A 20257-nucleotide genomic window follows, 5' to 3' on the forward strand; every position below is an offset into this window, starting at 1 on the left:
ATATGTACGGACCTCAGTCTTATCCCGCCCGGACAGAGCGTCCGGGCGGTCCGCCGGTCGACGTCGCCCGGCGGTCGGAGAGACACGGGGGTACTCCATGAAGAAGCGTCTTGCACCGTTCGCGGTGGCAGCGGTCACGATCGGTCTGGTCCTCGCCCCGGCGGCGAGCGCGAGCGCGGCGAGCAGGACCACGCCGTACAACTGCGGCACGCGCGACGCGAAGATCACGGCGAGCGCGCCGACGAACGTGTCGCTCCGGGTCAACGGGACGACCAACAGCGCGCGCAACAGCGCGGGCGCGGCGGTGACGATGTACGACTACGACGGCCAGGGCACCGCCTACGCGACGTCGACCGACGCGTCGGTGGCGATCCACGTCTCGTGCTTCTGACGCGCTCGTCCCATCGGGTCGTCTGACTCCGCCAGGCCACCCGAGGCCGCGTCACCCGGTGCCCGGTCGTCGTCCGCGACGGCCGGGCACCGGCGCGTCCGGGCCCGCGACCGGCTGCGCGTCCCGGCCGCCCGCGGTCAGCCGTCGAGGTCGAGGTCCTTGAACCACGACTCGGTGACGTAGTCCGTCTCCCAGCCGAGCGAGCGGTAGAGCTGGTCGGCCTTCGTGGGGGAGTCGGCGTCGACCTCGAGCGCCACGCGGTCGCGACCGTCCCGGGCGGCGTCCGCGATCACCGTCGCGAGCAGCGACTTCGCCACGCCGCGGCCGCGGGCGGCGCGCGTCACCCCGATGTACTCGACGTAGGTGCCCCGCGCGCCGCTCTCGCCCGCGGCGATCGACGAGCACACGACCGTGCCCGCGGGGACCCGGTGGCCGTCGTCGGTCTCCACGTACGCGAGCCACCAGTGGTCCCAGCTGTGGCCCGGGTCCTCGCGGAGCCGCTGCACGAACTCCGAGAAGCTCTCCCGGTAGGAGTTGAAGTGGTCCTGGAAGGACGTCTCCAGCATCTGGTGCACGACCTGGAGGTCGGCCGCGACAGGCATCCCGTTCTCGTGCCGCTCGACCGGGCGGACCATGACCCCGGCGCGCGGGGCGAGCGCGGCATCGTCCGGGACGACGGGGCGCGTCATGTGCAACCAGCTGCGCCGCCGCGCGTACCCGGCCCGGGTCAGCCACTGCGCCTGGCGCGTGTCGTCGGCGAACGGGCTCTCGTCGAGGCGCGTCGCCGTCACGCCGCGCAGGCGCGCCATCGCGACCGCGGTGCGCTCCGCCCAGCGGTAGAACGCGTCCGCGATCGCGTCGACCTCGGCCACGTCGCGGTCGAAGTAGCCCCAGACGGTGGCCCGCCCGGCGGCACGGTCGTGCACGGTCACCCAGGCGCGCGGGACGTCGTCGGGCCCGACGGCGACCAGCTGGCGCCGCGTCCAGGAGGCCAGCCCTGCGACCTCGGACTCGATCCCGGCGGGGTCGACGTGCGTCGAGCCCGTGCCCTGGAGCTCGTCCAGGCGCCGCAGCCGGACGAGCGCGTCGATGTCGGCGTAGCCGGGGACCCGGGCCCGCCAGGGGCTCGGGAGGGTCGGGAGGTCGTGCGGGGTGGCGCTCGTGGTTCCAGGCATCGGCACCATCTTGGCACCGACCGGCGCTACTCCTGCTGCCAGGAGTGCCAGAGCCGCGCGTAGTCGCCGCCCGCGGCGACGAGCTCGTCGTGCGGGCCGATCTCGCTGATGCGGCCGCCGTCGACCACGGCGACGCGGTCGGCGTCGTGCGCGGTGTGCAGGCGGTGCGCGATCGCGACGACCGTCCGGCCGGCCAGCACGGCGTCGAGCGAGCGCTCGAGGTGGCGGGCCGCCCGGGGGTCGAGGAGCGACGTCGCCTCGTCGAGCACGAGCGTGTGCGGGTCGAGCAGCACGAGGCGCGCGAGCGCGAGCTGCTGCGCCTGCGCCGGGGTGAGCACGTGCCCGCCCGACCCCACGGCCGTGGCGAGGCCCTCGGGCAGCGACTCGGCCCACCCGCGCGCGTCGACGGCGTCGAGCGCGTCGAGCAGCTCGGCCTCGTCCGCGTCGACCTTCGCGAGGCGCAGGTTGTCCGCGAGCGTGCCGACGAACACGTGGTGCTCCTGCGTGACGAGCGCGACCTCGCGCCGCAGGTCCTCGAGCGGCAGGTCGACGAGCCGCACGCCGCCGGAGCGGACGGAGCCCGCCGTCGGGGGGTGGATGCCCGCGAGCATGCGGCCCAGGGTCGACTTGCCCGCGCCCGACGGCCCGACGACGGCGAGCCGCTCGCCCGGCTCGAGGTCGAGCGAGACGCCGTGCAGCACGGGGTGGCCCTCGCGGTAGGCGTACTCGACGTCGCGCGCGACGAGGCGGTCGCCGTCGGGCACGTCGCCCGTCGGGGTGCGGTCGCCGGGCACCTGCGCGACGCCGACGATGCGGGCGTACGACGCCGCGGCCACCTGGATCTCGTCGAGCCAGAAGATGAGGTTCCACACCGGCCCGGCGAGCTGGAACGCGTAGGTCGTCACCGTGGCCACGGCGCCGAGCGTCGTCTGGCCCTGCGAGAGCAGCCACGCGCCCCACACGAGCGCCGCGACGGGCGCGATCGCGATGGCCAGGTCGATGCCCGGGAACAGCACGGTGCGCAGCCCGAGGGTGTACCGCTCCGCCTCGAACGCCTCGGTGAGGTCGGCGCGCACGCGCGCCTGGCGGCGCTCGGTGAGCGAGAGCGCGTCGACCGTGCGCGCGCCCTCGACGCTCTCGGTGATGGTGCCGTTGAGCGTCGCGTAGGCGGCGGCCTCGCGCTGGTAGCCGGCCGACGCGCGCTTGAGGTACCACCGCGACACGACGACGAGCAGCGGCACGCCCACGAACAGCGCGAGCGCCACGAGCGGCGCGACGACGACGGCCGCGACCGCCGTGAGCACGAGCGTGACGACCGCGACGAGGAGCTGCGGCACGCCGAACCGCACGGCGTGCTGGATGCGGTCGACGTCGTTCGTCGTGCGCGCCACGAGGTCGCCCGTCCCCGCGCGCTCGACCGTGGACAGCGGCAGCGACGTCACCGTCTCGACGAGGTCCTCGCGGAGCTCGGCGAACACGGTCTCGCCGAAGACCATGGACAGGCGCTGCGCGTACCGGCGCAGGACGGCCTGCGCGAGGACCGCGCCCGCGCCCACGGCGACGACGGTCGTCACGTACGACGACGTGGTGCCCTCGGTGACGGCGTCGACGAGCCGGCCGAGGAGCCACGGCCCCACGAGACCCGCGACCGCGGCCAGGGTGTGGAGGACGGCGATGAGCACGAACGTGCCGCGGTGCCGGGCGAACAGGCGTCCGGCGGCGGCGCGGACGGCGGGGCCGTCGGCGACGGGGAGCCTCATGCCTGGCCTCCTTCGGGTGCGGTGCGGGCGAGGGCGGGGGTGTCGTCGAGCGAGCGCCCGACGACGCGCAGGTACCGGGCCGCGTCGTCGTCCGGTGCTGTCGCGGGGGAGTGGGCGCGGTCGACGAGGTCGCGGTGCGTGCCGCGCGCCGTGACCCGGCCGTCCTCGAGGAGCAGCACCTCGTCGACGTGCTCGAGCACGAGCGGCGACGCCGTGACGACGAGGGTCGTGCGCCCGCGACGGGCCTGCGCGAGGCTCGCGGCGATCCGCGCCTCGGTGTGCGCGTCGACGGCGCTCGTCGGCTCGACGAGGACGAGGATCTCCGGGTCCGTGAGGAGCGCCCGGGCGAGCGCGACGCGCTGGCGCTGGCCGCCCGAGAGCGACCGCCCCTTCTCGGGCAGCTCGCCCGCGAGGCCGTCGGGCACGGAGTCGAGCACGTCGTGCGCGTCGGCCGTGCTCACCGCGGCGAGCACCTCGGCCTCCGTCGCGGTGCCGCGCGCGTCGAGCTCGTCGCGTAGCGCGCCCGAGAAGAGCTGCGGCGTCGCCTCGGCGACGACGACGCGGCGCCGGAGCGTGTGCTTGTCGAGCGCGGCGAGCGGTGTGCCGCCGAGCCGCACGGGCGTGGCCGCCTCCGCGGCGTCGTCGAACCGGCCCAGCCGGGTCGCGACGGCCGCCGACGCCTCCGGGTCCGCCGAGACGAGCGCGACGACGCGTCCCGGCTCGAGCACCAGGCCGCTCGTCTCGTCGACGAGGGGGCTGCCCTCGGGCGGCATGGGCGCGGTGGCCGGGCTCGCGCCCGCTGCCGGCTCGACCGCGAGGACGCGCACGATCTTGCGCGCGGCGACGTGGGCGCGCGTCGCGATGTTGAGCATCTGCGTCGCGACCTGCAGCGGCCAGCCGAGGAACGCTGTGTACCCGTAGAACGCGACGAGCTGCCCGGGCGTGATCTCGCCGCGCAGGGCCGCCGTCGCGCCGAGGTAGACGACGAGCACGACGAGGAGACCGGGCAGGAGCACCTGGAGCGCGTCGAGCGTGGCCTGCGTGTGCGCGACCTTCACGCCGGCCTCGCGGACCTTCTGCGACTGCTGCGCGTAGCGGCCCACGAACACGCCCTCGCCGCCGATCCCGCGCAGGATGCGCAGGCCCGACACCGTGTCCGCGCCGAGCGTCGTCAGGCGGCCCTGCGCCTCGCGCTGCGCGGCCTGGCGCTGCTGGAGCGGCTTGACGAGCAGCGCGAGCACCGCGGCGACGACCGGCAGGCCCAGCACGACGACGAGACCGAGCTGCAGCGACGTCGAGAGCATGATGACCGCCACGACGACGTACGCGCCGAGCGCGCCGAGGAACTGGCCCATCATCGAGAAGAGCTGGCCGACGCGCATCGCGTCGCTCGCGACGGTGGACACGACCTCGCCCGTCGGGAGCTCCTCGGTGATCGCGTCGCCCGAGCGGGCCGTGACGTCGCCCACGAGCTGCGACGTCGTGAGCGCCGAGCGCAGCCAGTTCGCGATGTCGAACCGGTGCTGCGTCACGCCCGTGACGACGATGCCCAGGCCCAGCGCGAGCAGGAGGCCCGCCCAGCGCCACAGCTCGGCACCGAACCCGGCGGTGAGCCCCTCGTCGAGCGCGCGGCCGAGCATGTACGGCTGGAACGCCTGGCACGCGAAGTTCACGAGGCCGAGCAGCACGGACACCGTGAGCACCGTCCACTGGCGCCGGGCGATCCAGAGGAGGTAGCGGGACGGGCCGCGCAGGTCGGGAGTCCCCGGGTCGGGGAGAGGGAGGGGTCGCACGGTGTTCTACCCTAGGTTCGGCGTCCGACACGCGGCGACGGTTTAACGCGGCGACCGCGTCACGCCACCGCACGCGGCGGAGACCGCCGCGGCCGTCTCGCCCGGAACGAGGACCTCTCCCATGACCACGCAGGACCCGGCCACCCCCACCGACGCGCCCGTCGTCGCCCCCGCCGACGCGGCGGCCCCCAGCGCGGAGGCCGCGCGCACCGCGATCCGCAAGGCGCGCGGCGCGCTCGCGCGCTACCGGGTCCTCGCGATCATCACCGGTGTGATGCTGCTGATCCTGTGCGTCGAGATGCTCGTCAAGTACGGGGTCGGTGCGTTCGTCGACGTCGACGGGATCATGCGCTACGTGTCCTGGATCCCCTTCGCCCACGGGTGGATCTACGTCGTGTACCTCGTCACCGTGCTCGACCTGTGGACCAAGATGCGCTGGGGCTGGGGCCGCCTCGCGACGATGGTGTTCGCGGGCGTCGTGCCGGTCATGTCGTTCATCCTCGAGAAGAAGGTGCACGCCGAGGCCGACGCGAAGCTCGTCGCGCTGGAGGAGCAGTACGCGGCATGACGACGCCGCTCGCGCCCCTCGTCGCGCCCGGTCACGAGCTCTCGACGCCGGAGCTCGAGCGCTACGCGCGCCACCTCGCGCTGCCGGGCGTCGGCACCGAGGGCCAGCGGCGGCTCGCGGCCGCGCGCGTGCTCGTCGTCGGCGCGGGCGGCCTCGGCAGCCCCGCGCTGCTCTACCTCGCCGCCGCGGGCGTCGGCACGATCGGCATCGTCGACGACGACGCCGTCGACACGTCCAACCTCCAGCGCCAGGTCATCCACGGCGGGTCGGACGTCGGGCGCCGCAAGGTCGACTCCGCGCACGAGAGCATCGCGGACGTCAACCCGCACGTCCACGTCGTCGAGCACGCGCTGCGGCTCGACGCGGACAACGCGCTCGACGTGCTGCGCGGCTACGACGTCGTGCTCGACGGCGCCGACAACTTCCCGACCCGCTACCTCGTCTCCGACGCGGCCGAGGTCCTCGGCCTGCCCGTCGTCTGGGGCTCGATCTACCGCTTCCAGGGACAGGTCAGCGTCTTCTGGGCCGCGCCCCGGTTCGCCGTGCCCGACGACGCCCCGCACCCGGACGCCGCGGGTCCTGACCCTGCGGCGGGGTCGGGGGAGCAGGGCCCGCGCGGGGTCACCTACCGCGACGTGTTCCCCGTCCCGCCGCCCCCGGGCGCGGCACCCGACTGCGCGACCGGCGGCGTGTTCGGCGCGATGTGCGGCACCGTCGGCTCGGTCATGGCGACCGAGGCGATCAAGCTCGTCACCGGCGCCGGCACGACGCTGCTGGGCCGCCTCGCCGTCTACGACGCCCTCGACCTCTCGTGGCGCCAGCTCACCGTGCGCGCCGACCCGACGCGCGAGCCCGTCACCGCGCTCCTGCCGGGCGACGACGCCTACGCCGCGTTCTGCGGGCTCCGGCCCGCGGCGTCGGTCGTGGCGGTGCCCGGTGGCGGGGCGGGGCCGACCGGGGCACCGGGGCCCGCGCCGCGCGACGTGTCCGCCCCTGACGCGGCCGCCCTGCTGCGGGCCGACGACGCCGCACCCTTCCTGCTCGACGTCCGCGAGGACTGGGAGGCGCAGGTGCGCCCGCTCCCCGGGTCGACGCTCGTCCCGAGCGGCGAGTTCCTCGGCGGCGCGCAGGACCCCGGTGCCGCCGCGGCGATCGCGGACCTGCCCGCCGACCGCCCGGTGCTCGTGGTGTGCGCGGTCGGCGGCCGCTCCGCCCGCGTCGCCGACGCCGCCCGCGCGGCGGGCCTCGACGCACGCTCCGTCGTCGGCGGCGTCCCGGCCCTCCTCGACGCCCTGAAGACCCCCACCCCCTAGCCCCCCTGCACGTCGACCAGGTGGTCGTGGCGCGTCCTGGTCGGCGGACGAGCCGGGATGGCCTGCTCGGCGCGCAGGGACCGCCTGGTCGACGGGGTCAGAGGGCGAGGTCGAGGCGGCCCTGCGGGGACGAGCTCGCCAGGGCGCCCTCGCGGCGGGGGATGCGCCCGGCGCCCGCGGCGAGCCGGCCCGACTCGACGGCGAGGCGCATCGCGCGGGCCATGCGGACCGGGTCGGCGGCGCGCGTGACGGCCGTCGCGAGGAGCACGCCGTCGCAGCCGAGCTCCATCGCGAGCGCGGCGTCGGACGCCGTGCCGATCCCCGCGTCGAGGATCACGGGCACCCGGGCCGCGGCGGCGATCGCCTCGACGTTGCGCGGGTTGAGGATGCCGAGCCCCGTGCCGATCGGTGCCCCGAGGGGCATGACGGCCGCGCAGCCGACGTCCTCCAGCCGGCGCGCGAGGATCGGGTCGTCGTTCGTGTAGGGCAGCACGACGAACCCGTCGCGCACGAGCTGGTCCGCCGCCTCGACGAGGCCGACCGGGTCGGGCAGGAGGGTCACGTCGTCGGCGATCACCTCGAGCTTGACCCACTCGGTGCCGCACGCCTCGCGCGCGAGGTGCGCGGTGAGGACGGCCTCCCGCACCGAGAAGCACCCGGCGGTGTTGGGCAGCGCGCGGATGCCGAGACGGGCGAGCAGCGCCCAGATCCCGGCGTCGGGGCTCGCGTCCCCGCCGGCGCGGACGGCGACGCGTCGCATCGCGACGGTCGTCAGGGCGGTGCCCGACGCGACGAGCGCGTCCTCGAGCGTGAGCAGGTTCGCGGCCCCGCCGGTGCCCATGACGAGGCGCGACCCGATCGGGGTGCCGGCGACGACGAGCGGGTCGTCGGCGCCGGCCGGGCCGCTCGCGGTGGCGGGGGAGACGTCGGTCGTGGTCATGGCTCCTCCTCAGCCGCCCTGGACGGCGGTGACGATCTCGATGCGGTCCCCGGGCGCGACGACGGTCGTCGCCCAGGCGCCGCGCGGCACGACGGCGTCCCCGACGGCCACCGCGACGCCCTGCGGCGTGCCGTCGGCGACGTAGGCGGGGACGAGCGCGGCGACGAGCCGCTCCAGGTCGACGTCGCCGTCGAGCGGGTACGGCTCGCCGTTGACGAGCGCGGTGGGTGCGGGTGCGGTCACGGGTCTCACCTCGGTGTCGTGGCGGTGCGGGCGAAGCGGTCGGTCCGGGCGGTGGCGAGGGCGGTCGCGACGTCGTCGCCGGGCTCCGTCCCGCCGAGCGCGGGGAGCCCGCCGAGCCCGGCGACGACGGCGTCGGCCGTGAGCGGGGCGAGCAGGATGCCGTTGCGGCCGTGGCCCGTCGCGAGGTGCAGCCCCGGGACGTCCGTCGGCCCGACGAGCGGGAGGTTGTCCGGGGTCGCGGGACGCCCCCGCGGCGTCACCTCGACCAGCGCGGCCTCGTCGATCCCCGGCAGGAGGGCGCGCGCGTCCCGCAGGAGCGCGAAGACCCCGCCGGCGGTGGCGCGGCGGTCGTCCGGGTTCTCCTCGGTGGTGGCCCCGACGACGACCTCCCGGTGACCCGCGCGCGGCCCCGCCGGCTCGGCGTCGCGCGGCACGACGTACACCGGCCGGCCCTGCACGAGCCCGCGCACGACGTGCTCCAGCGCGAGGTCCGGGCCCGCGTCGAGCCGCAGCGTCTGACCCTTCACCGGGCGCGTGGGCACGACGACGCCCGGCACGTCCGCGAGGAGGGCGCCCGACTGCCAGCCCGCCGCGACGACGACCGCACCCGCGCGGTGGAGCCGGCCGGCGTCGTCGTGCACGCCGACCACGCGCCCGGCATCGAGCGCGAGCCGGGTCGCGGCCGCGCGGACGACGCGGGTCCCGGCGGCCGAGCCCGCGCCCGCGGTGTCGCGTCCGACGACCGCCGCGAGCAGCGCGGCGTGCGTCGCGCGCGGGTCGACGGCGTGGTCCGCGGGGGCCCACGCCGCCCCGGCGACGCGCGGGCCCAGGTACGGCTCGCGTCGGCGCGCGTCGGCGACGGTGAGCTCGTGCGACGCGAGACCGTGCGCGGCGTGCAGGGCGAGGACGCGGCGGAGCAGCGCGAGGTCGTCCGCGTCGTAGGCGAGGGTGAGCGTCCCGGCGGTCCGCAGCCCGACGTCCGCCCCCGTCGCCGCGCGCAGGTCCGCGGCGAACGCCGGCCACGCCGCGGCGGCCGCGAGGTGGAGCCGCAGGGCGGCCTCCTCCCCGAAGTCGGCCTCGGTCACCGGCGCGAGCATCCCCGCTGCGGCGTGCGTCGCGCCCGCGCCCGGCGCCGGGTCGAGCACCGTGACGGTCAGGCCCGCGCGCGCGGCGCGCCACGCGACGGCGAGACCCACGATCCCGCCCCCCACGACGACGACGTCGCGCGCGCCGTCGGGCACGACGGAGCCACCCGCGGACGGGTGGACGGACAGGCTCATGTGCGCTCCCTTCGCTGGCATGACCCAGATCAGGTTCGACGGTCGGCGGCGACGCCCTCTCAGCCCCGTGCGGGGCTCCCGTGCTGTCGGCCACAGTACCTCCTGCCGTGGGCCCGCCGAGGCTAGGCTCCCGCGGGTGAGCTCCGAGACCTCCACCACCCCGGCCACTCCCGCCCCGTCGGCAGGGGACGCCGCACGCGCCCGGCTCGCCGACGCGCGGCTCTACCTCTGCACGGACGCGCGCGAGGAGCGCGGCGACCTCGAGGACTTCCTGCGGGCGGCGCTCGCGGGCGGGGTGGACGTCGTGCAGCTCCGCGACAAGACGCTCGACGTCGCGCGCGAGCTCGAGCTCCAGGAGCTCGTCGCGCGCGTAGCGACGGAGCACGGCGCGCTGTGGGCCGTGAACGACCGGGCGGACGTGGCGTCGGTCACGGGCGCGCCGGTCGTGCACATGGGCCAGGGCGACCTGCCGGTCCCGGCCGTGCGGGCGCTGCTCGGCGCGGGGCCCGCGCTCGGCCGGTCCACGCACTCGGCCGCGCAGGCGGCCGCGGCAGAGGCCGACCCGGCGGTGGACTACTTCTGCGTGGGTCCGCTGTGGGCGACCCCGACGAAGCCGGGGCGGGCCGCCGTCGGCCTGGACCTGCTGCGCGACGTCGCGGCGACCCGGCCCGCGACGCCCTGGTTCGCGATCGGCGGGATCGACGCGGACCGGCTCGACGCGGTCCTCGACGCGGGCGCGACCCGGATCGTGGTGGTGCGCGCGATCACGGCGGCGAGCAACCCGGAGGCGGCCGCCCGCGCCCTGCGCGAGCGCGTCGCGGCGCGCGCCGAGGTGCGCACCGACGCCTGAGACGCGGGACGAGCCCCGCCGCACGGCGACTATCCTGGACGGGTGACGTCACCCGCCACCGCTCCCGACACCCCCACCACCGCCGAGGTGGCCTCGACCCCGCGGCCCGTGCTCGTCGTCGACTTCGGCGCCCAGTACGCGCAGCTCATCGCGCGCCGCGTGCGCGAGGCCAAGGTCTACTCCGAGATCGTGCCGCACACCTTCACGGTCGAGCAGATGCTCGCCAAGGACCCGGCCGCGATCATCCTCTCGGGCGGTCCCTCGTCCGTGTACGCGACGGGTGCCCCGTTCGTCGACCCGGCGCTGTTCGAGGCCGGCGTGCCCGTCATGGGCATCTGCTACGGCTTCCAGGCCATGGCGAAGGCGCTCGGCGGCGAGGTCGCCCAGACGGGTCTGCGCGAGTACGGCGGCACCGAGGTCGAGGTGTGCGCCGCGGGCGTGCTGCTCGACGGCACGCCGCAGAACCAGACCACATGGATGAGCCACGGCGACGCCGTGCACCGCGCGCCCGAGGGCTTCGAGGTCCTCGCGACGTCGTCGGGCTCGCCGGTCGCCGCGTTCGAGGACCGCGAGCGTCGCCTCTACGGCGTGCAGTGGCACCCGGAGGTCAAGCACTCCGCCCACGGCCAGACCGTGCTGGAGCACTTCCTGTACGACGGCGCGGGCCTCGCACCGGACTGGACGCCCGGCAACGTCATCGCGGACCAGGTCGCTGCGATCCGCGCCCAAGTCGGCGACGCGCGCGTCATCTGCGCCCTCTCGGGCGGCGTGGACTCCGCCGTCGCCGCGGCGCTCGTGCAGCGTGCGGTGGGCGACCAGCTCACGTGCGTGCACGTCGACCACGGGCTGATGCGCGCGGGCGAGGTCGAGCAGATCGAGCGCGACTTCGTCGCGGCGACGGGCGTCAACCTCGTGATCCGCGACGAGAAGGAGCGGTTCCTCACCGCGCTCGCCGGGCACAGCGACCCGGAGACCAAGCGCAAGATCATCGGCCGCGAGTTCATCCGCGTGTTCGAGGACGCGGCGCGCCAGATCGTCGAGGACGCGGGCGAGCACGGCGCCGAGGTGAAGTTCCTCGTGCAGGGCACGCTCTACCCGGACGTCGTCGAGTCCGGCGGCGGCGAGGGCGCGGCGAACATCAAGAGCCACCACAACGTCGGCGGCCTGCCCGACGACCTGCAGTTCTCGCTCGTCGAGCCGCTGCGCACCCTGTTCAAGGACGAGGTCCGCGCGGTCGGTCGCGAGCTCGGCGTGCCCGAGGAGATCGTCGCGCGGCAGCCGTTCCCGGGCCCCGGGCTCGGCATCCGCATCGTCGGCGAGGTCACGGCGGACCGCCTCGAGACGCTGCGCGCCGCCGACGCGATCGCGCGCGAGGAGCTCACGAAGGCCGGCCTCGACCAGGAGATCTGGCAGTGCCCGGTCGTGCTGCTCGCCGACGTCCGCTCGGTCGGCGTCCAGGGCGACGGCCGCACCTACGGCCACCCGATCGTGCTGCGCCCCGTCTCGTCCGAGGACGCGATGACGGCCGACTGGACGCGCCTGCCCTACGACGTGCTGTCCGTCATCTCGACGCGCATCACCAACGAGGTCTCCGAGGTCAACCGCGTCGTGCTCGACGTGACGAGCAAGCCCCCGGGCACCATCGAGTGGGAGTGACCCCCTAGCGGGACGGACGGGCCCGACGATCCACGGCGATCGTCGCGGCCCGTTCGTATGCCCGCTCCACGTCGGCGAGCACGCGCGGCCAGCCCGCCGACGACGGCACGTCCCGGTTGTGGGCGACGATCCGGTCGAGCAGGCCGTCCTCGGTCGCGAGGCGTACGAGCGCGTCGGCGAGGCCGGCGTCGTCGTCCGCCACGAGCGCATCGACGCCGTCGGTGAGGCGCTCCGCGACGCCCGACTGCGAGCGCGTGAGCACCGCCAGCCCGGCGGCCTGGCCCTCGAGCGCGGCGATGCCGAACGCCTCCTCGACGGCGGGCGCGGCGAACACGTCGGCGCGCGCGTAGAGCCGCTGGAGGCCCGTCGCGTCGAGGCGGCCGGGGAGCGACACGACCGACCCCAGCCCGTGCTCGGTGACGAAGCGCCGCGCGTCGGCCAGCTCGGGTCCGTCCCCGGCGAGCGTCACGTGCAGCGCCCCCTCGGGGAGGCGCGCGACGGCGTCGCGCACGACCTCGAGGAACGGCAGCACGCGCTTGCGCGGCGCGAACCGCGTCGCGGCCACGACGTGGACGGCCGAGCCCTCCATGCGGTCGGCGCGCTCGGTGCGCGGGATGCGCCACGCGTCGAGGTCGAGGCCGTTGTGCAGCACCACGACCTCGCCGTGGTCGCCGACGATGCGGCGCAGGGGAGCGGCGGTCAGCTCGCTCACGGCCGACCACAGCACGGGCCAGCGGGACCAGCGGACCACGCGGTCGAGCCCGGCGAACGCGCGCTCCGCGCCGCCCCAGACGCTGTGCACGGTGAGCACCGCGGGCAGCCCCGCGCGCACGACCGTCCGCAGCGACGCCTGGGTGGAGGGCGTCAGCACGCCCATGTGCAGGTGCACGACGTCGGGCCGGTCGGCGCGCAGGACCTGCGCCACGTGGTGCGGCGCGCGCGGGTGCACGGGGTACCCGCCCGGGACGCGCGCGGCGAGCCGGTGCACCGTGACGGCACCGTCCCGCTCGGTCGACACGCCGTGCGCGCCGGGGCGCGCGGGCGTCGTGCAGACGACCGCGACGTCGTGACCGGCGGCCGCCTGCTGCTGCGCGAGCCGCGCGACCTGGGTCTCGATGCCGCCGAGCAGCGGCAGGTAGCAGTCGGTCAGGTGGGTGATGCGCACGGACCGCATCCTCCCATCCCGGCCCCGGCGGGCCGCGCGGTCGCCGCCGCGCCCGCCCTGAGGTGCGCGTTCGCCGCGCGGTGCTCCGCTCCCGTCGCTACCGTGGGCCCCGTATGGGTGGTTCGACCGTCCCGTGACCGGCCCGCACCCGCGGGCGGTCTCGTGCGGGCGGTTGCAGGTGGGTCCTGACGAAGGGGAGAACGCGCCATGTCGAGCACCGTCACCGTCACACCGACGAAGGGGGCACGGGGCATCGGTCTCGTGTCGATCATCGCGGGCATCATCCTTCTCCTCGCGGGCATCGGCACATGGATCGTCGTGTCGAACCAGCTGTCCGCCGAGGAGATCACCGTCTCCGACGACGCGTCGTTCCTCGCGGGGCGCCACGTCAACGGGCCGCTCACCGCGTACGCGCAGGCCGAGGTCATCAACAAGCACGCGCTCGAGGCGAGCGGCGGCAAGACCTACGCCGAGCTCGGTCAGGACGATCCGACGCGCCAGACCGTCATGACGGCCTCGTTCCTGCGCGCGTCGTTGTTCACCTCCGTCGTCGCGTTCGGGGTGTGCGCGCTCGTCATCGGGCTGGGCATCCTGTTCATCCTCGTCGGCATCGCGCTCCGGCGGCTCGCGGGCGGGCCGAGCGTCGCCGTCGAGACCCCGGGCGGCTACTCGTCGTCGGGCGACCTGTCGGACGCCGGTCGGCACGCCGCACCCGCGCACGCCGCGCCGGGGCACGTCGAGCCGTCGCCGACGGCGCCTCCGGTGCGTCCCGAGCCGACCTCCCCGGGCCGCCCCTCTGCGCTCTCGACCCCCGGCGCCGAGGCCCGCGCGGCCGCTCCCGGCACGACGGCGACGCCCGTCGAGCCGACCGGTGCCGCCGGCACGGGCACGCCGAGCGCACCGGGCTCCTCGCCCGCGGCCTCGCCCGACACCCCGACGACGACGACCGGGCCGACCACGCCCGAGCACCGGGCCGACGGCCCGACGCGGCGGGGCGACGAGCCGACCCCCTGACCGTCCCGGCAGCCCGTCCGGGCGCCGAGGACCCGCTCCCACCGGGTCGCACCGGGGAGAGCGTGCGGGGCGGCGTCGCTCGGGCACACCGAGGGCCGTGGCACGACGTGCCACGGCCCTCGGCGCGTCCGGAGGTCCCGGTGCGGCTCAGCCCCGGCGGCGTCGTGCCCCGGAGACGATCGACCCGACGACGAGCGTGACGCCCGCCGCGGCGAGCACGACGATCGTCGCGAGCCCGAGGTCGACGCGGGCGCCGAGCGCGGCCGCCAGCACCACGACGGCGAAGGCGACGATGACGAAGCCCCACACGATCGTGGCGACGCGCGGGCCGCGCCGCGGGAGCGGGCCGGGGTCCACGGTCCCGCCGGGACCGGTCTGCCCGGCCGCCGACGACGGGCCGGCGCCCGACGTCGTCGGGGGCGCGCCGTGGGACGACGCCCCGAGGGGCGGCGCACCGACGGGCGGTGCACCGGCAGACGGGGCGCCCCCGGACCGCGCGTCGACCGACGGTCCGTCGACCGACAGCGGGTCGACCGACGGCGCGGTGGGCAGCGGCGTGGTGGCCCCGACGTCGGCGAGCGGCGTCGCGGCCGGGAGCGGGGTCGTCGCACGGCTGTCGGCCGCGGACGACACGGCCGGGAGCGGGACCGTCGGGTCCGCCGCGGACGCCGGGTGCTCCGTGCGGGCGGGGTCGAACAGCTCGTCCCCGAGCGGCCGCGTCTTGTCGTCGCGGTGGTTCTCGTCGTTCATCAGTCCTCCTCGATCGTGACCTGGCCGGCGCCGACTTCGACCTGCAGCACGAGCAGCGGGTCGTCGCCCGCCTGGACCTCGTCGTTGTCGAACGTCACCGGCTGCGTGCTGACCCCGCCGATCTCCTGCCGGTCGCCGTCGACGTGCCAGCGCGCGTTGCCCGCGAGCACCTGCACCTCGGCGCGGACGGGGACACCGTCCGGCACGACGACCGTCGCGTCGCCCGCGCCGAGCCGGACGGGGACCTCGACGGGCGAGCCGGTGGTCGCGTCCGACAGGTCCAGGTCGGACAGGTCGATGCGCGGGTCGCCGAACGACACGCCGAACCCCTGCTCGGCGACGTCGGGGTCGGTGATGCGGTGCGTGCCGTCGGTGACGGTCCGCACGGAGTCGTCGACGAACACGGTGAACGGGGTCGTGCGCCACGCCGAGGCGGGGAGCGCGACGACGAGCAGGACCACCGCGAGCCAGCCGAGGCCGCCGCTCGTCCGCCCGCGGAGCCCGCTCACCACGATGGCGAGGCCCGCGAGGATCCCGCTGAGGCCCGCCCAGGTCAGGAACACCGGCCAGGGCAGCTCGCCCTGGCGGTCGACCACGAGGAGCAGCGCCCCCAGCAGGAGGCTCAGCCCGACGACGATGCCGGTCGTCGTCGCGCCCGGGCCGCGCGGGCGCGGGGGCTTCGGCGGGCGCGGGGCCCGCGCGGGCTGCGGCGGGAGCGGCGGCTGCGGTGCGCCCTGCGGAGACGGGGCGTACGGCGCGTGCGGGGGGAGGGGCGCGGTCACGCCGGGCGCGGCGGCCGCGTACGGGCTCGCCTCCGCGGACCAGACCGCGTCGTCCTGCGTCCCCGTCGGCGCGCCGCCCGCGGGCGACCCGCCGGGGGTGCCGGACGTCGCCGGGCCGCCCGGGTACGCCGGGCCGCCCGGGTACGTCGGGCCGGGGCTGCCCCACGGAGCGTCCGAGGGTGCGCCGCCCGCGGGGGCGCCGGGGGTCGCCGTCGGGCCGTAACCCGGGGCGTGCGGGCCCTGCGCCGGACCGGCACCCGGGCCGTGACCCGGACCCCCCGGGCCGTGGCCCGGACCGCCCGGCCACGGCGGAGCCTGCGGAGGCGTGCCCTGGCCACCGCGGGGGCCGCGCTGCGTGAGCGCCGAGACCGCGACGACCGCGACGGTGACGAAGGCCGCGACCCAGAACAGGCCGGTCAGCCAGCCCAGGTGGAGCGCGTCCCACCACGACCACCATCCGCCGCCCCACGAGAACCCGACCACGACGAACGCCGCGGCGCCGAGCAACGCGACGTCGACGTTGCCGCGGAACGCCTCCTGGAGGTGGATGCGTCCGTCGCGACGCTCGGGCAGCAGCGCCCACGCCGCGCCGTACAGGACGAGCCCGGCGCCGGAGAGGAAGAACGTCACGAACAGCAGGCCGCGCACGACCAGCGGGTCGATCCCGAACCGCTCCGCCACGCCGGACGCGACGCCGCCGATCCAGCGGTCGTCCGAGCGGTAGATGCCGACGCGGCGCACCGCGTCGAAGAAGCCGTCGGTGCCGCTCGGACGCCGGGGTGCCTCGCCCGGTGCGCCCGGGGGCGGGCCGGCGGGGCCGGCCCAGCCCGGTCCGCCGCCGTGGTCGGGGCCGCTCGGCCCCGGGGGGACGGTGCCCGGCTGCGCGCCGGGCGTCTCGGTGTCGCCGCCGGAGCTCCCGGGCTGGGCGCCGGGTCCGGGGAGGTCGGGAGTGCTCATGACCACCATGCTGGTGCGCGGGGCGCGCCGCCGGTATCGGGTGCCACCCTGACCCGACCCTGAACCGCCCGGGGCCCGACCCTGGTTTCCCCGCCCGGGGGCGCTCGGGGCGTCCGCGCCGTGTGACGATCGGGGGGTGACGACAGCAGCCCGGCCCGGCGCCCGACCGCGCGACCTGCCGCTGCGCCGCCCCGAGCGCGGCCGGTGGGTCGGTGGCGTGTGCGCGGGCCTCGCGGCGCACCTCGGCGTCGGCGTCGGGGTCGTGCGCCTCGTCATGGCGCTCCTCGCGCTCGCGGGCGGCGCGGGCGTCGCGCTGTACGTGTTCTGGTGGCTCACCGTGCCGACCGGCGACCCGCTGGCCGCGCGCGACGAGCAGCGCCCCGCCTCCCTGTCCCGGCTCGCGCCGCGTCTCCAGGGGAGCGTGCGGCGCCTGCCCGTGCGCGACGTCGCGATCGGCGTCGTCCTGCTGGGCGGCGCGGCGCTGCTCGTGGCTCTGCGCACGGGTGTCGACGTCGAGGTCTCCTGGGTGATCCCGGTGCTCATCGCGCTCGCGGGCGCGGCGCTCGCGTGGAGCCAGCTCGACGCCGTCGAGCGGGGCCGGCTGCTCACGCGGGCGGGCGGGCGCACGCCCGCCGGGGTCGTGCGCATCGCGGGCGGCGTCGTGCTCGTGCTCGTCGGCATCGTGCTGCTCGTGGGGCAGGACGCGCGGCCCACCCAGGTCGTCCGGGCCGCCGTGGCCGCGGTCGCGGTGCTCGCGGGCGTCGCGATCGTCCTCGCCCCGTGGTGGCTGCGGCTGATGCGCGAGCTCGGCGACGAGCGCGCCGCCCGGGCGCGCGAGGCCGAGCGGGCCGACATCGCTGCGCACCTGCACGACTCCGTGCTCCAGACGCTCGCCCTCATCCGCGCCCGGTCCTCCGACGCCGACACGGTCGCGCGCCTCGCGCGCGCCCAGGAGCGCGAGCTGCGCGAGTGGCTCTACGACGACCGCCCCTCGCCGGGGACGTCGCTCGCCGCCGAGCTGCGCGCGCTCGTCGCGGAGGTCGAGGACGGGCGCGTGGGCCGCCGCGCCGAGCCGATCGGCGCGGCGCCCGGTGCGCCCGAGCCGGGGCCGGTCGTCGTGGACGTCGTCGTGGTGGGGGACTGCACCCCGACGCAGGAGACGGCGGCGCTCCTCCAGGCGACACGCGAGGCGCTCGTCAACGCCGTCGCGCACGGCGGGCCGCCGTACTCCGTCTACCTCGAGGTGAGCGACGCCGCGGTCGAGGTGTTCGTCCGCGACCGGGGCGAGGGCTTCGACATGGACGACGTCGCCCCCGACCGGTTCGGGGTGCGCGAGTCGATCCTCGGGCGCGTGCAGCGCCGCGGGGGCAAGGCCGAGATCATCAGCCGGCCGGGGTGGGGCACCGAGGTACGGTTGCGCGTGCCGCGGGCCGTGTCGACGGACGTGCCGACGGACCCCGGCCCGGCGCGGACCGCACCGAGCGAGGAGACCCCGTGACGACCATCCCCAGCGCGACGCCCGACGGCGCACCCGCCACCGGGCCGGTGCCCGTGGTGCTCGTCGACGACCACCACATGTTCCGGGCCGGTGTGCGCGCAAGCCTCGACCCGGCGCTCGTCACGGTCGTGGGCGAGGCGGACGACGTGGGGTCGGCGGTCGCGCGCGTGCACGAGTTGCGGCCCCCGGTCGTGCTGCTCGACGTGCACCTGCCCGGCGGGAACGGCGGCGGGGGCGCGGAGGTCATCCAGCGCTGCGCCGACGTGCTGGGCGACGTGCGGTTCCTCGCGCTGTCCGTGTCGGACGCCGCGGAGGACGTCGTCGCGGTCATCCGCGCCGGCGCGCGCGGGTACGTGACGAAGGCGATCTCGGGGCCCGACCTGTCGGCCGCCGTCGGGCAGGTCGCGGGCGGCGACGCGGTGTTCTCGCCGCGGCTCGCGGGCTTCGTGCTCGACGCGTTCGGCACGGGCGCGGGCGACGTCGCCGTGCACGACGACGAGCTCGACCGGCTCTCCGCGCGCGAGCAGGAGGTCATGCGCCTCATCGCGCGCGGGTACACGTACCGCGAGGTCGCGTCGGAGCTGTTCATCTCGATCAAGACCGTCGAGACCCACGTCTCCGCGGTCCTGCGCAAGCTCCAGCTGTCGTCCCGTCACGAGCTCACCCGCTGGGCGGCCCAGCGCCGCCTCCTCTGAGCCCCCGCCCCCCGCGCTCAGCGCGGGGCGGGCGGGGTGCGGGGCGGCCAGGCGGGGGAGAGGGTCACCACGTCGCCGACGACGGTCACGGCCGGGGGCCGGACGCCGGCCTCGCGCGCCCGCTCGGCGATGGTCGCGAGCGTCCCGACCGTCGTCCGCTGGCGCGGGCCGTAGCCGTCCTCGACGACCGCGACCGGCGTCTCGGGCGAGCGGCCCTGCGCGACGAGCGCCGCGGCCGTCTCCGCGAGACGCGAGACACCCATGAGCAGGACGACCGTGTGGTCGCTCGCGGCGGGGACCTTCCCGACGTCCTCGTGCCCCGTGAGCACGGTGAACCCGCGCGACAGGCCCCGGTGCGTCACCGGGATGCCCGCGGCGGCGGGCACGGAGACGGCGCTCGTCACGCCGGGCACGACCTCCACCGGGACGCCGTGGGCGCGGCACGCGTCGAGCTCCTCGCCACCCCGCCCGAACACGTACGGGTCGCCGCCCTTGAGCCGGACGACCCGCTTCCCCACGAGCGCGTGGTGCACGAGGATCCCGTTGATCTCGTCCTGCGGCACGGGGTGGTTGCCCGACGTCTTGCCGACGTCCACCACCACGACGTCGTCGCCGAGCTCGGCGAGCAGCGCGCGCGGCGCGAGCCGGTCGACCACGACGACGTCGGCCTCCGCGAGCACCCGGCGCCCGCGCACGGAGATCAGGCCCTCGTCGCCCGGCCCCCCGCCGACGAGGGCGACGGAGCCCACGGGCCGCACGAGCGGGGCCGTGACGGCCCCCGCGGCAGCGGCCTCGTGGCCGGCGTCGCCGGACCCCGCGACGACGGCGCGGGCCGGCCGCACCGCCCGCAGCGGCAGCTCGCCCGTCTCGAGGAGCACCGCGACGGCGTCGCGCACGCGCTGGGCGCGCCGCGGGTCGCGACCGGCGTTGACGGCCACCGTGACCTCGGCCTCCCTGGCCCCGGGCGCGGCGCCCGGCACGAGCGTGCGCGCGACGGCCGGGACCCACGCGGTCGCGCGCTCGGCGTCGCCCGCGGTGACGCAGAAGACGCGGTCCGCCTCGGCGTCGGCCGCGACCTCGGCGTCGACGCGGGCGTCGCCCGTCGCGGTGTGGACGAGCCACGCGCCGTCGAGGTCGCCCGTGAGGTAGTCGCGCCGCACCCAGGAGAGCCGGGCGTCCCGCGCCGGGACGGCCGCCGGGGCGTGCGCCGCGTGACCGGCTGTCCCCGGGCCGTGGGCCGCGAGCAGCTCGGCGAGGTCCTCGCACACGTACGGCGCGACGACGGTCACGACCGCGCCCGCGTCGAGGAGGCCCCGCGTGCGGCGTGCGGCGACGGGGCCGCCGCCGACGACGACGACGCGGCGGCCGTCGAGACGCAGGCCGAGGGGGTACGTCTCGTGGATGGGTGCGGTCACGGTGCCAGCCTA

Annotated in this window: 18 protein-coding genes and 1 riboswitch; of the genes, 8 read left to right on the forward strand and 10 right to left on the reverse strand. The window is 76.8% G+C overall.

From position 1 onward, the window contains the following. Positions 1-97: 97 nt before the first annotated feature. Entirely contained in the window at positions 98-391 is a 294-nt protein-coding gene (locus tag HKK73_RS05435) for a hypothetical protein (RefSeq protein ID WP_034654148.1), read from the forward strand. Between the two features lie 137 nt (positions 392-528). Here the strand turns inward: HKK73_RS05435 and HKK73_RS05440 are convergent, their stop codons facing one another. The 3 genes from HKK73_RS05440 to HKK73_RS05450 are packed head-to-tail and all read right to left on the reverse strand — an operon-like array spanning position 529 to position 5119. Next, positions 529-1566 (reverse strand): GNAT family N-acetyltransferase, encoded by a 1038-nt coding sequence (locus HKK73_RS05440; protein WP_216608055.1) that lies wholly within the window; start codon positions 1564-1566, stop codon positions 529-531. A gap of 26 nt (positions 1567-1592) precedes the next feature. Further along, entirely contained in the window at positions 1593-3326 is a 1734-nt protein-coding gene (locus HKK73_RS05445) for an ABC transporter ATP-binding protein (protein WP_144722367.1), read from the reverse strand. Next, a complete protein-coding gene (locus HKK73_RS05450) occupies positions 3323-5119 on the reverse strand; it encodes an ABC transporter ATP-binding protein (protein ID WP_043656321.1) in 1797 nt (598 codons plus the stop codon). The genes HKK73_RS05445 and HKK73_RS05450 overlap by 4 nt, the downstream gene beginning before the upstream one ends. 121 nt (positions 5120-5240) lie before the next feature. Here HKK73_RS05450 and HKK73_RS05455 point away from each other — a divergent pair, with 121 nt between their 5' ends. Together HKK73_RS05455 and HKK73_RS05460 are read left to right on the forward strand one after the other, a co-directional pair. Beyond that, on the forward strand, positions 5241-5687 hold the full coding sequence (locus tag HKK73_RS05455; protein WP_081600117.1) for a DUF3817 domain-containing protein: 447 nt from the start codon (positions 5241-5243) through the stop codon (positions 5685-5687). Then, positions 5684-7000, forward strand: coding sequence for a ThiF family adenylyltransferase (locus tag HKK73_RS05460; protein ID WP_171467585.1), 1317 nt, complete (start codon positions 5684-5686; stop codon positions 6998-7000). Before HKK73_RS05455 ends, HKK73_RS05460 begins: the two co-directional genes overlap by 4 nt. 97 nt (positions 7001-7097) lie before the next feature. Here the strand turns inward: HKK73_RS05460 and HKK73_RS05465 are convergent, their stop codons facing one another. The 3 genes from HKK73_RS05465 to thiO all read right to left on the reverse strand — a co-directional run bounded on the left by HKK73_RS05465 (position 7098) and on the right by thiO (position 9463). Then, complete coding sequence (locus HKK73_RS05465; protein WP_171467586.1) at positions 7098-7940, reverse strand: thiazole synthase; 843 nt, start codon at positions 7938-7940, stop codon at positions 7098-7100. A gap of 9 nt (positions 7941-7949) precedes the next feature. Next, positions 7950-8183 (reverse strand): sulfur carrier protein ThiS, encoded by a 234-nt coding sequence (gene thiS, locus HKK73_RS05470; protein ID WP_076405108.1) that lies wholly within the window; start codon positions 8181-8183, stop codon positions 7950-7952. A 5-nt stretch (positions 8184-8188) separates the two neighbouring features. Then, a complete protein-coding gene (thiO, locus tag HKK73_RS05475; RefSeq protein WP_171467587.1) occupies positions 8189-9463 on the reverse strand; it encodes a glycine oxidase ThiO in 1275 nt (424 codons plus the stop codon). Continuing rightward, positions 9453-9555: riboswitch (TPP riboswitch) on the reverse strand. Its footprint overlaps the gene before it by 11 nt. 44 nt (positions 9556-9599) lie before the next feature. Here thiO and thiE point away from each other — a divergent pair. Together thiE and guaA are read left to right on the forward strand one after the other, a co-directional pair. Then, complete coding sequence (gene thiE, locus HKK73_RS05480; RefSeq protein ID WP_137280128.1) at positions 9600-10313, forward strand: thiamine phosphate synthase; 714 nt, start codon at positions 9600-9602, stop codon at positions 10311-10313. Positions 10314-10355: 42 nt separating this feature from the next. Beyond that, complete coding sequence (gene guaA / locus HKK73_RS05485) at positions 10356-11969, forward strand: glutamine-hydrolyzing GMP synthase (RefSeq protein ID WP_061268633.1); 1614 nt, start codon at positions 10356-10358, stop codon at positions 11967-11969. A 4-nt stretch (positions 11970-11973) separates the two neighbouring features. Here the strand turns inward: guaA and HKK73_RS05490 are convergent, their stop codons facing one another. Continuing rightward, entirely contained in the window at positions 11974-13134 is a 1161-nt protein-coding gene (locus HKK73_RS05490; protein ID WP_171467588.1) for a glycosyltransferase family 4 protein, read from the reverse strand. A 207-nt stretch (positions 13135-13341) separates the two neighbouring features. Here HKK73_RS05490 and HKK73_RS19410 point away from each other — a divergent pair, with 207 nt between their 5' ends. After that, complete coding sequence (locus tag HKK73_RS19410) at positions 13342-14148, forward strand: hypothetical protein (RefSeq protein ID WP_338074490.1); 807 nt, start codon at positions 13342-13344, stop codon at positions 14146-14148. A 147-nt stretch (positions 14149-14295) separates the two neighbouring features. Here HKK73_RS19410 and HKK73_RS05500 read toward each other — a convergent pair whose 3' ends face one another. Continuing rightward, positions 14296-14898: a hypothetical protein gene (locus HKK73_RS05500; protein WP_171467589.1), complete on the reverse strand. Its 603-nt coding sequence runs from the start codon at positions 14896-14898 to the stop codon at positions 14296-14298. Further along, entirely contained in the window at positions 14898-16637 is a 1740-nt protein-coding gene (locus HKK73_RS19350) for a PspC domain-containing protein (protein ID WP_171467590.1), read from the reverse strand. Before HKK73_RS19350 ends, HKK73_RS05500 begins: the two co-directional genes overlap by 1 nt. Positions 16638-16773: 136 nt before the next feature. Between HKK73_RS19350 and HKK73_RS05510 the strand changes: the two genes are divergently transcribed. Beyond that, the gene (locus HKK73_RS05510) at positions 16774-18135 is read left to right on the forward strand and encodes an ATP-binding protein (RefSeq protein ID WP_085388371.1); all 1362 of its coding nucleotides are present in this window, start codon (positions 16774-16776) and stop codon (positions 18133-18135) included. Continuing rightward, positions 18132-18830: a response regulator transcription factor gene (locus HKK73_RS05515; RefSeq protein WP_021483838.1), complete on the forward strand. Its 699-nt coding sequence runs from the start codon at positions 18132-18134 to the stop codon at positions 18828-18830. Before HKK73_RS05510 ends, HKK73_RS05515 begins: the two co-directional genes overlap by 4 nt. 17 nt (positions 18831-18847) lie before the next feature. Here HKK73_RS05515 and cobA read toward each other — a convergent pair whose 3' ends face one another. After that, positions 18848-20245, reverse strand: coding sequence for a uroporphyrinogen-III C-methyltransferase (gene cobA, locus HKK73_RS05520; RefSeq protein WP_171467591.1), 1398 nt, complete (start codon positions 20243-20245; stop codon positions 18848-18850). Positions 20246-20257 lie beyond the last annotated feature (12 nt).

Origin of the sequence: Cellulosimicrobium sp. 72-3 (assembly GCF_013127315.1) — a bacterium.
Lineage (GTDB): Bacteria > Actinomycetota > Actinomycetes > Actinomycetales > Cellulomonadaceae > Cellulosimicrobium > Cellulosimicrobium funkei.

Bases quoted from the DNA above. Each gene is read 5' to 3' on its own strand.
- HKK73_RS05465 (WP_171467586.1), bottom strand. From the start codon at position 7,940: ATGACCACGACCGACGTCTCCCCCGCCACCGCGAGCGGCCCGGCCGGC.
- HKK73_RS19350 (WP_171467590.1), bottom strand. From the start codon at position 16,637: ATGAGCACTCCCGACCTCCCCGGACCCGGCGCCCAGCCCGGGAGCTCC.
- HKK73_RS05455 (WP_081600117.1), top strand. From the start codon at position 5,241: ATGACCACGCAGGACCCGGCCACCCCCACCGACGCGCCCGTCGTCGCC.
- HKK73_RS05435 (WP_034654148.1), top strand. From the start codon at position 98: ATGAAGAAGCGTCTTGCACCGTTCGCGGTGGCAGCGGTCACGATCGGT.
- HKK73_RS05440 (WP_216608055.1), bottom strand. From the start codon at position 1,566: ATGCCTGGAACCACGAGCGCCACCCCGCACGACCTCCCGACCCTCCCG.
- thiO (WP_171467587.1), bottom strand. From the start codon at position 9,463: ATGAGCCTGTCCGTCCACCCGTCCGCGGGTGGCTCCGTCGTGCCCGAC.
- HKK73_RS05500 (WP_171467589.1), bottom strand. From the start codon at position 14,898: ATGAACGACGAGAACCACCGCGACGACAAGACGCGGCCGCTCGGGGAC.
- HKK73_RS05460 (WP_171467585.1), top strand. From the start codon at position 5,684: ATGACGACGCCGCTCGCGCCCCTCGTCGCGCCCGGTCACGAGCTCTCG.
- HKK73_RS19410 (WP_338074490.1), top strand. From the start codon at position 13,342: ATGTCGAGCACCGTCACCGTCACACCGACGAAGGGGGCACGGGGCATC.
- HKK73_RS05445 (WP_144722367.1), bottom strand. From the start codon at position 3,326: ATGAGGCTCCCCGTCGCCGACGGCCCCGCCGTCCGCGCCGCCGCCGGA.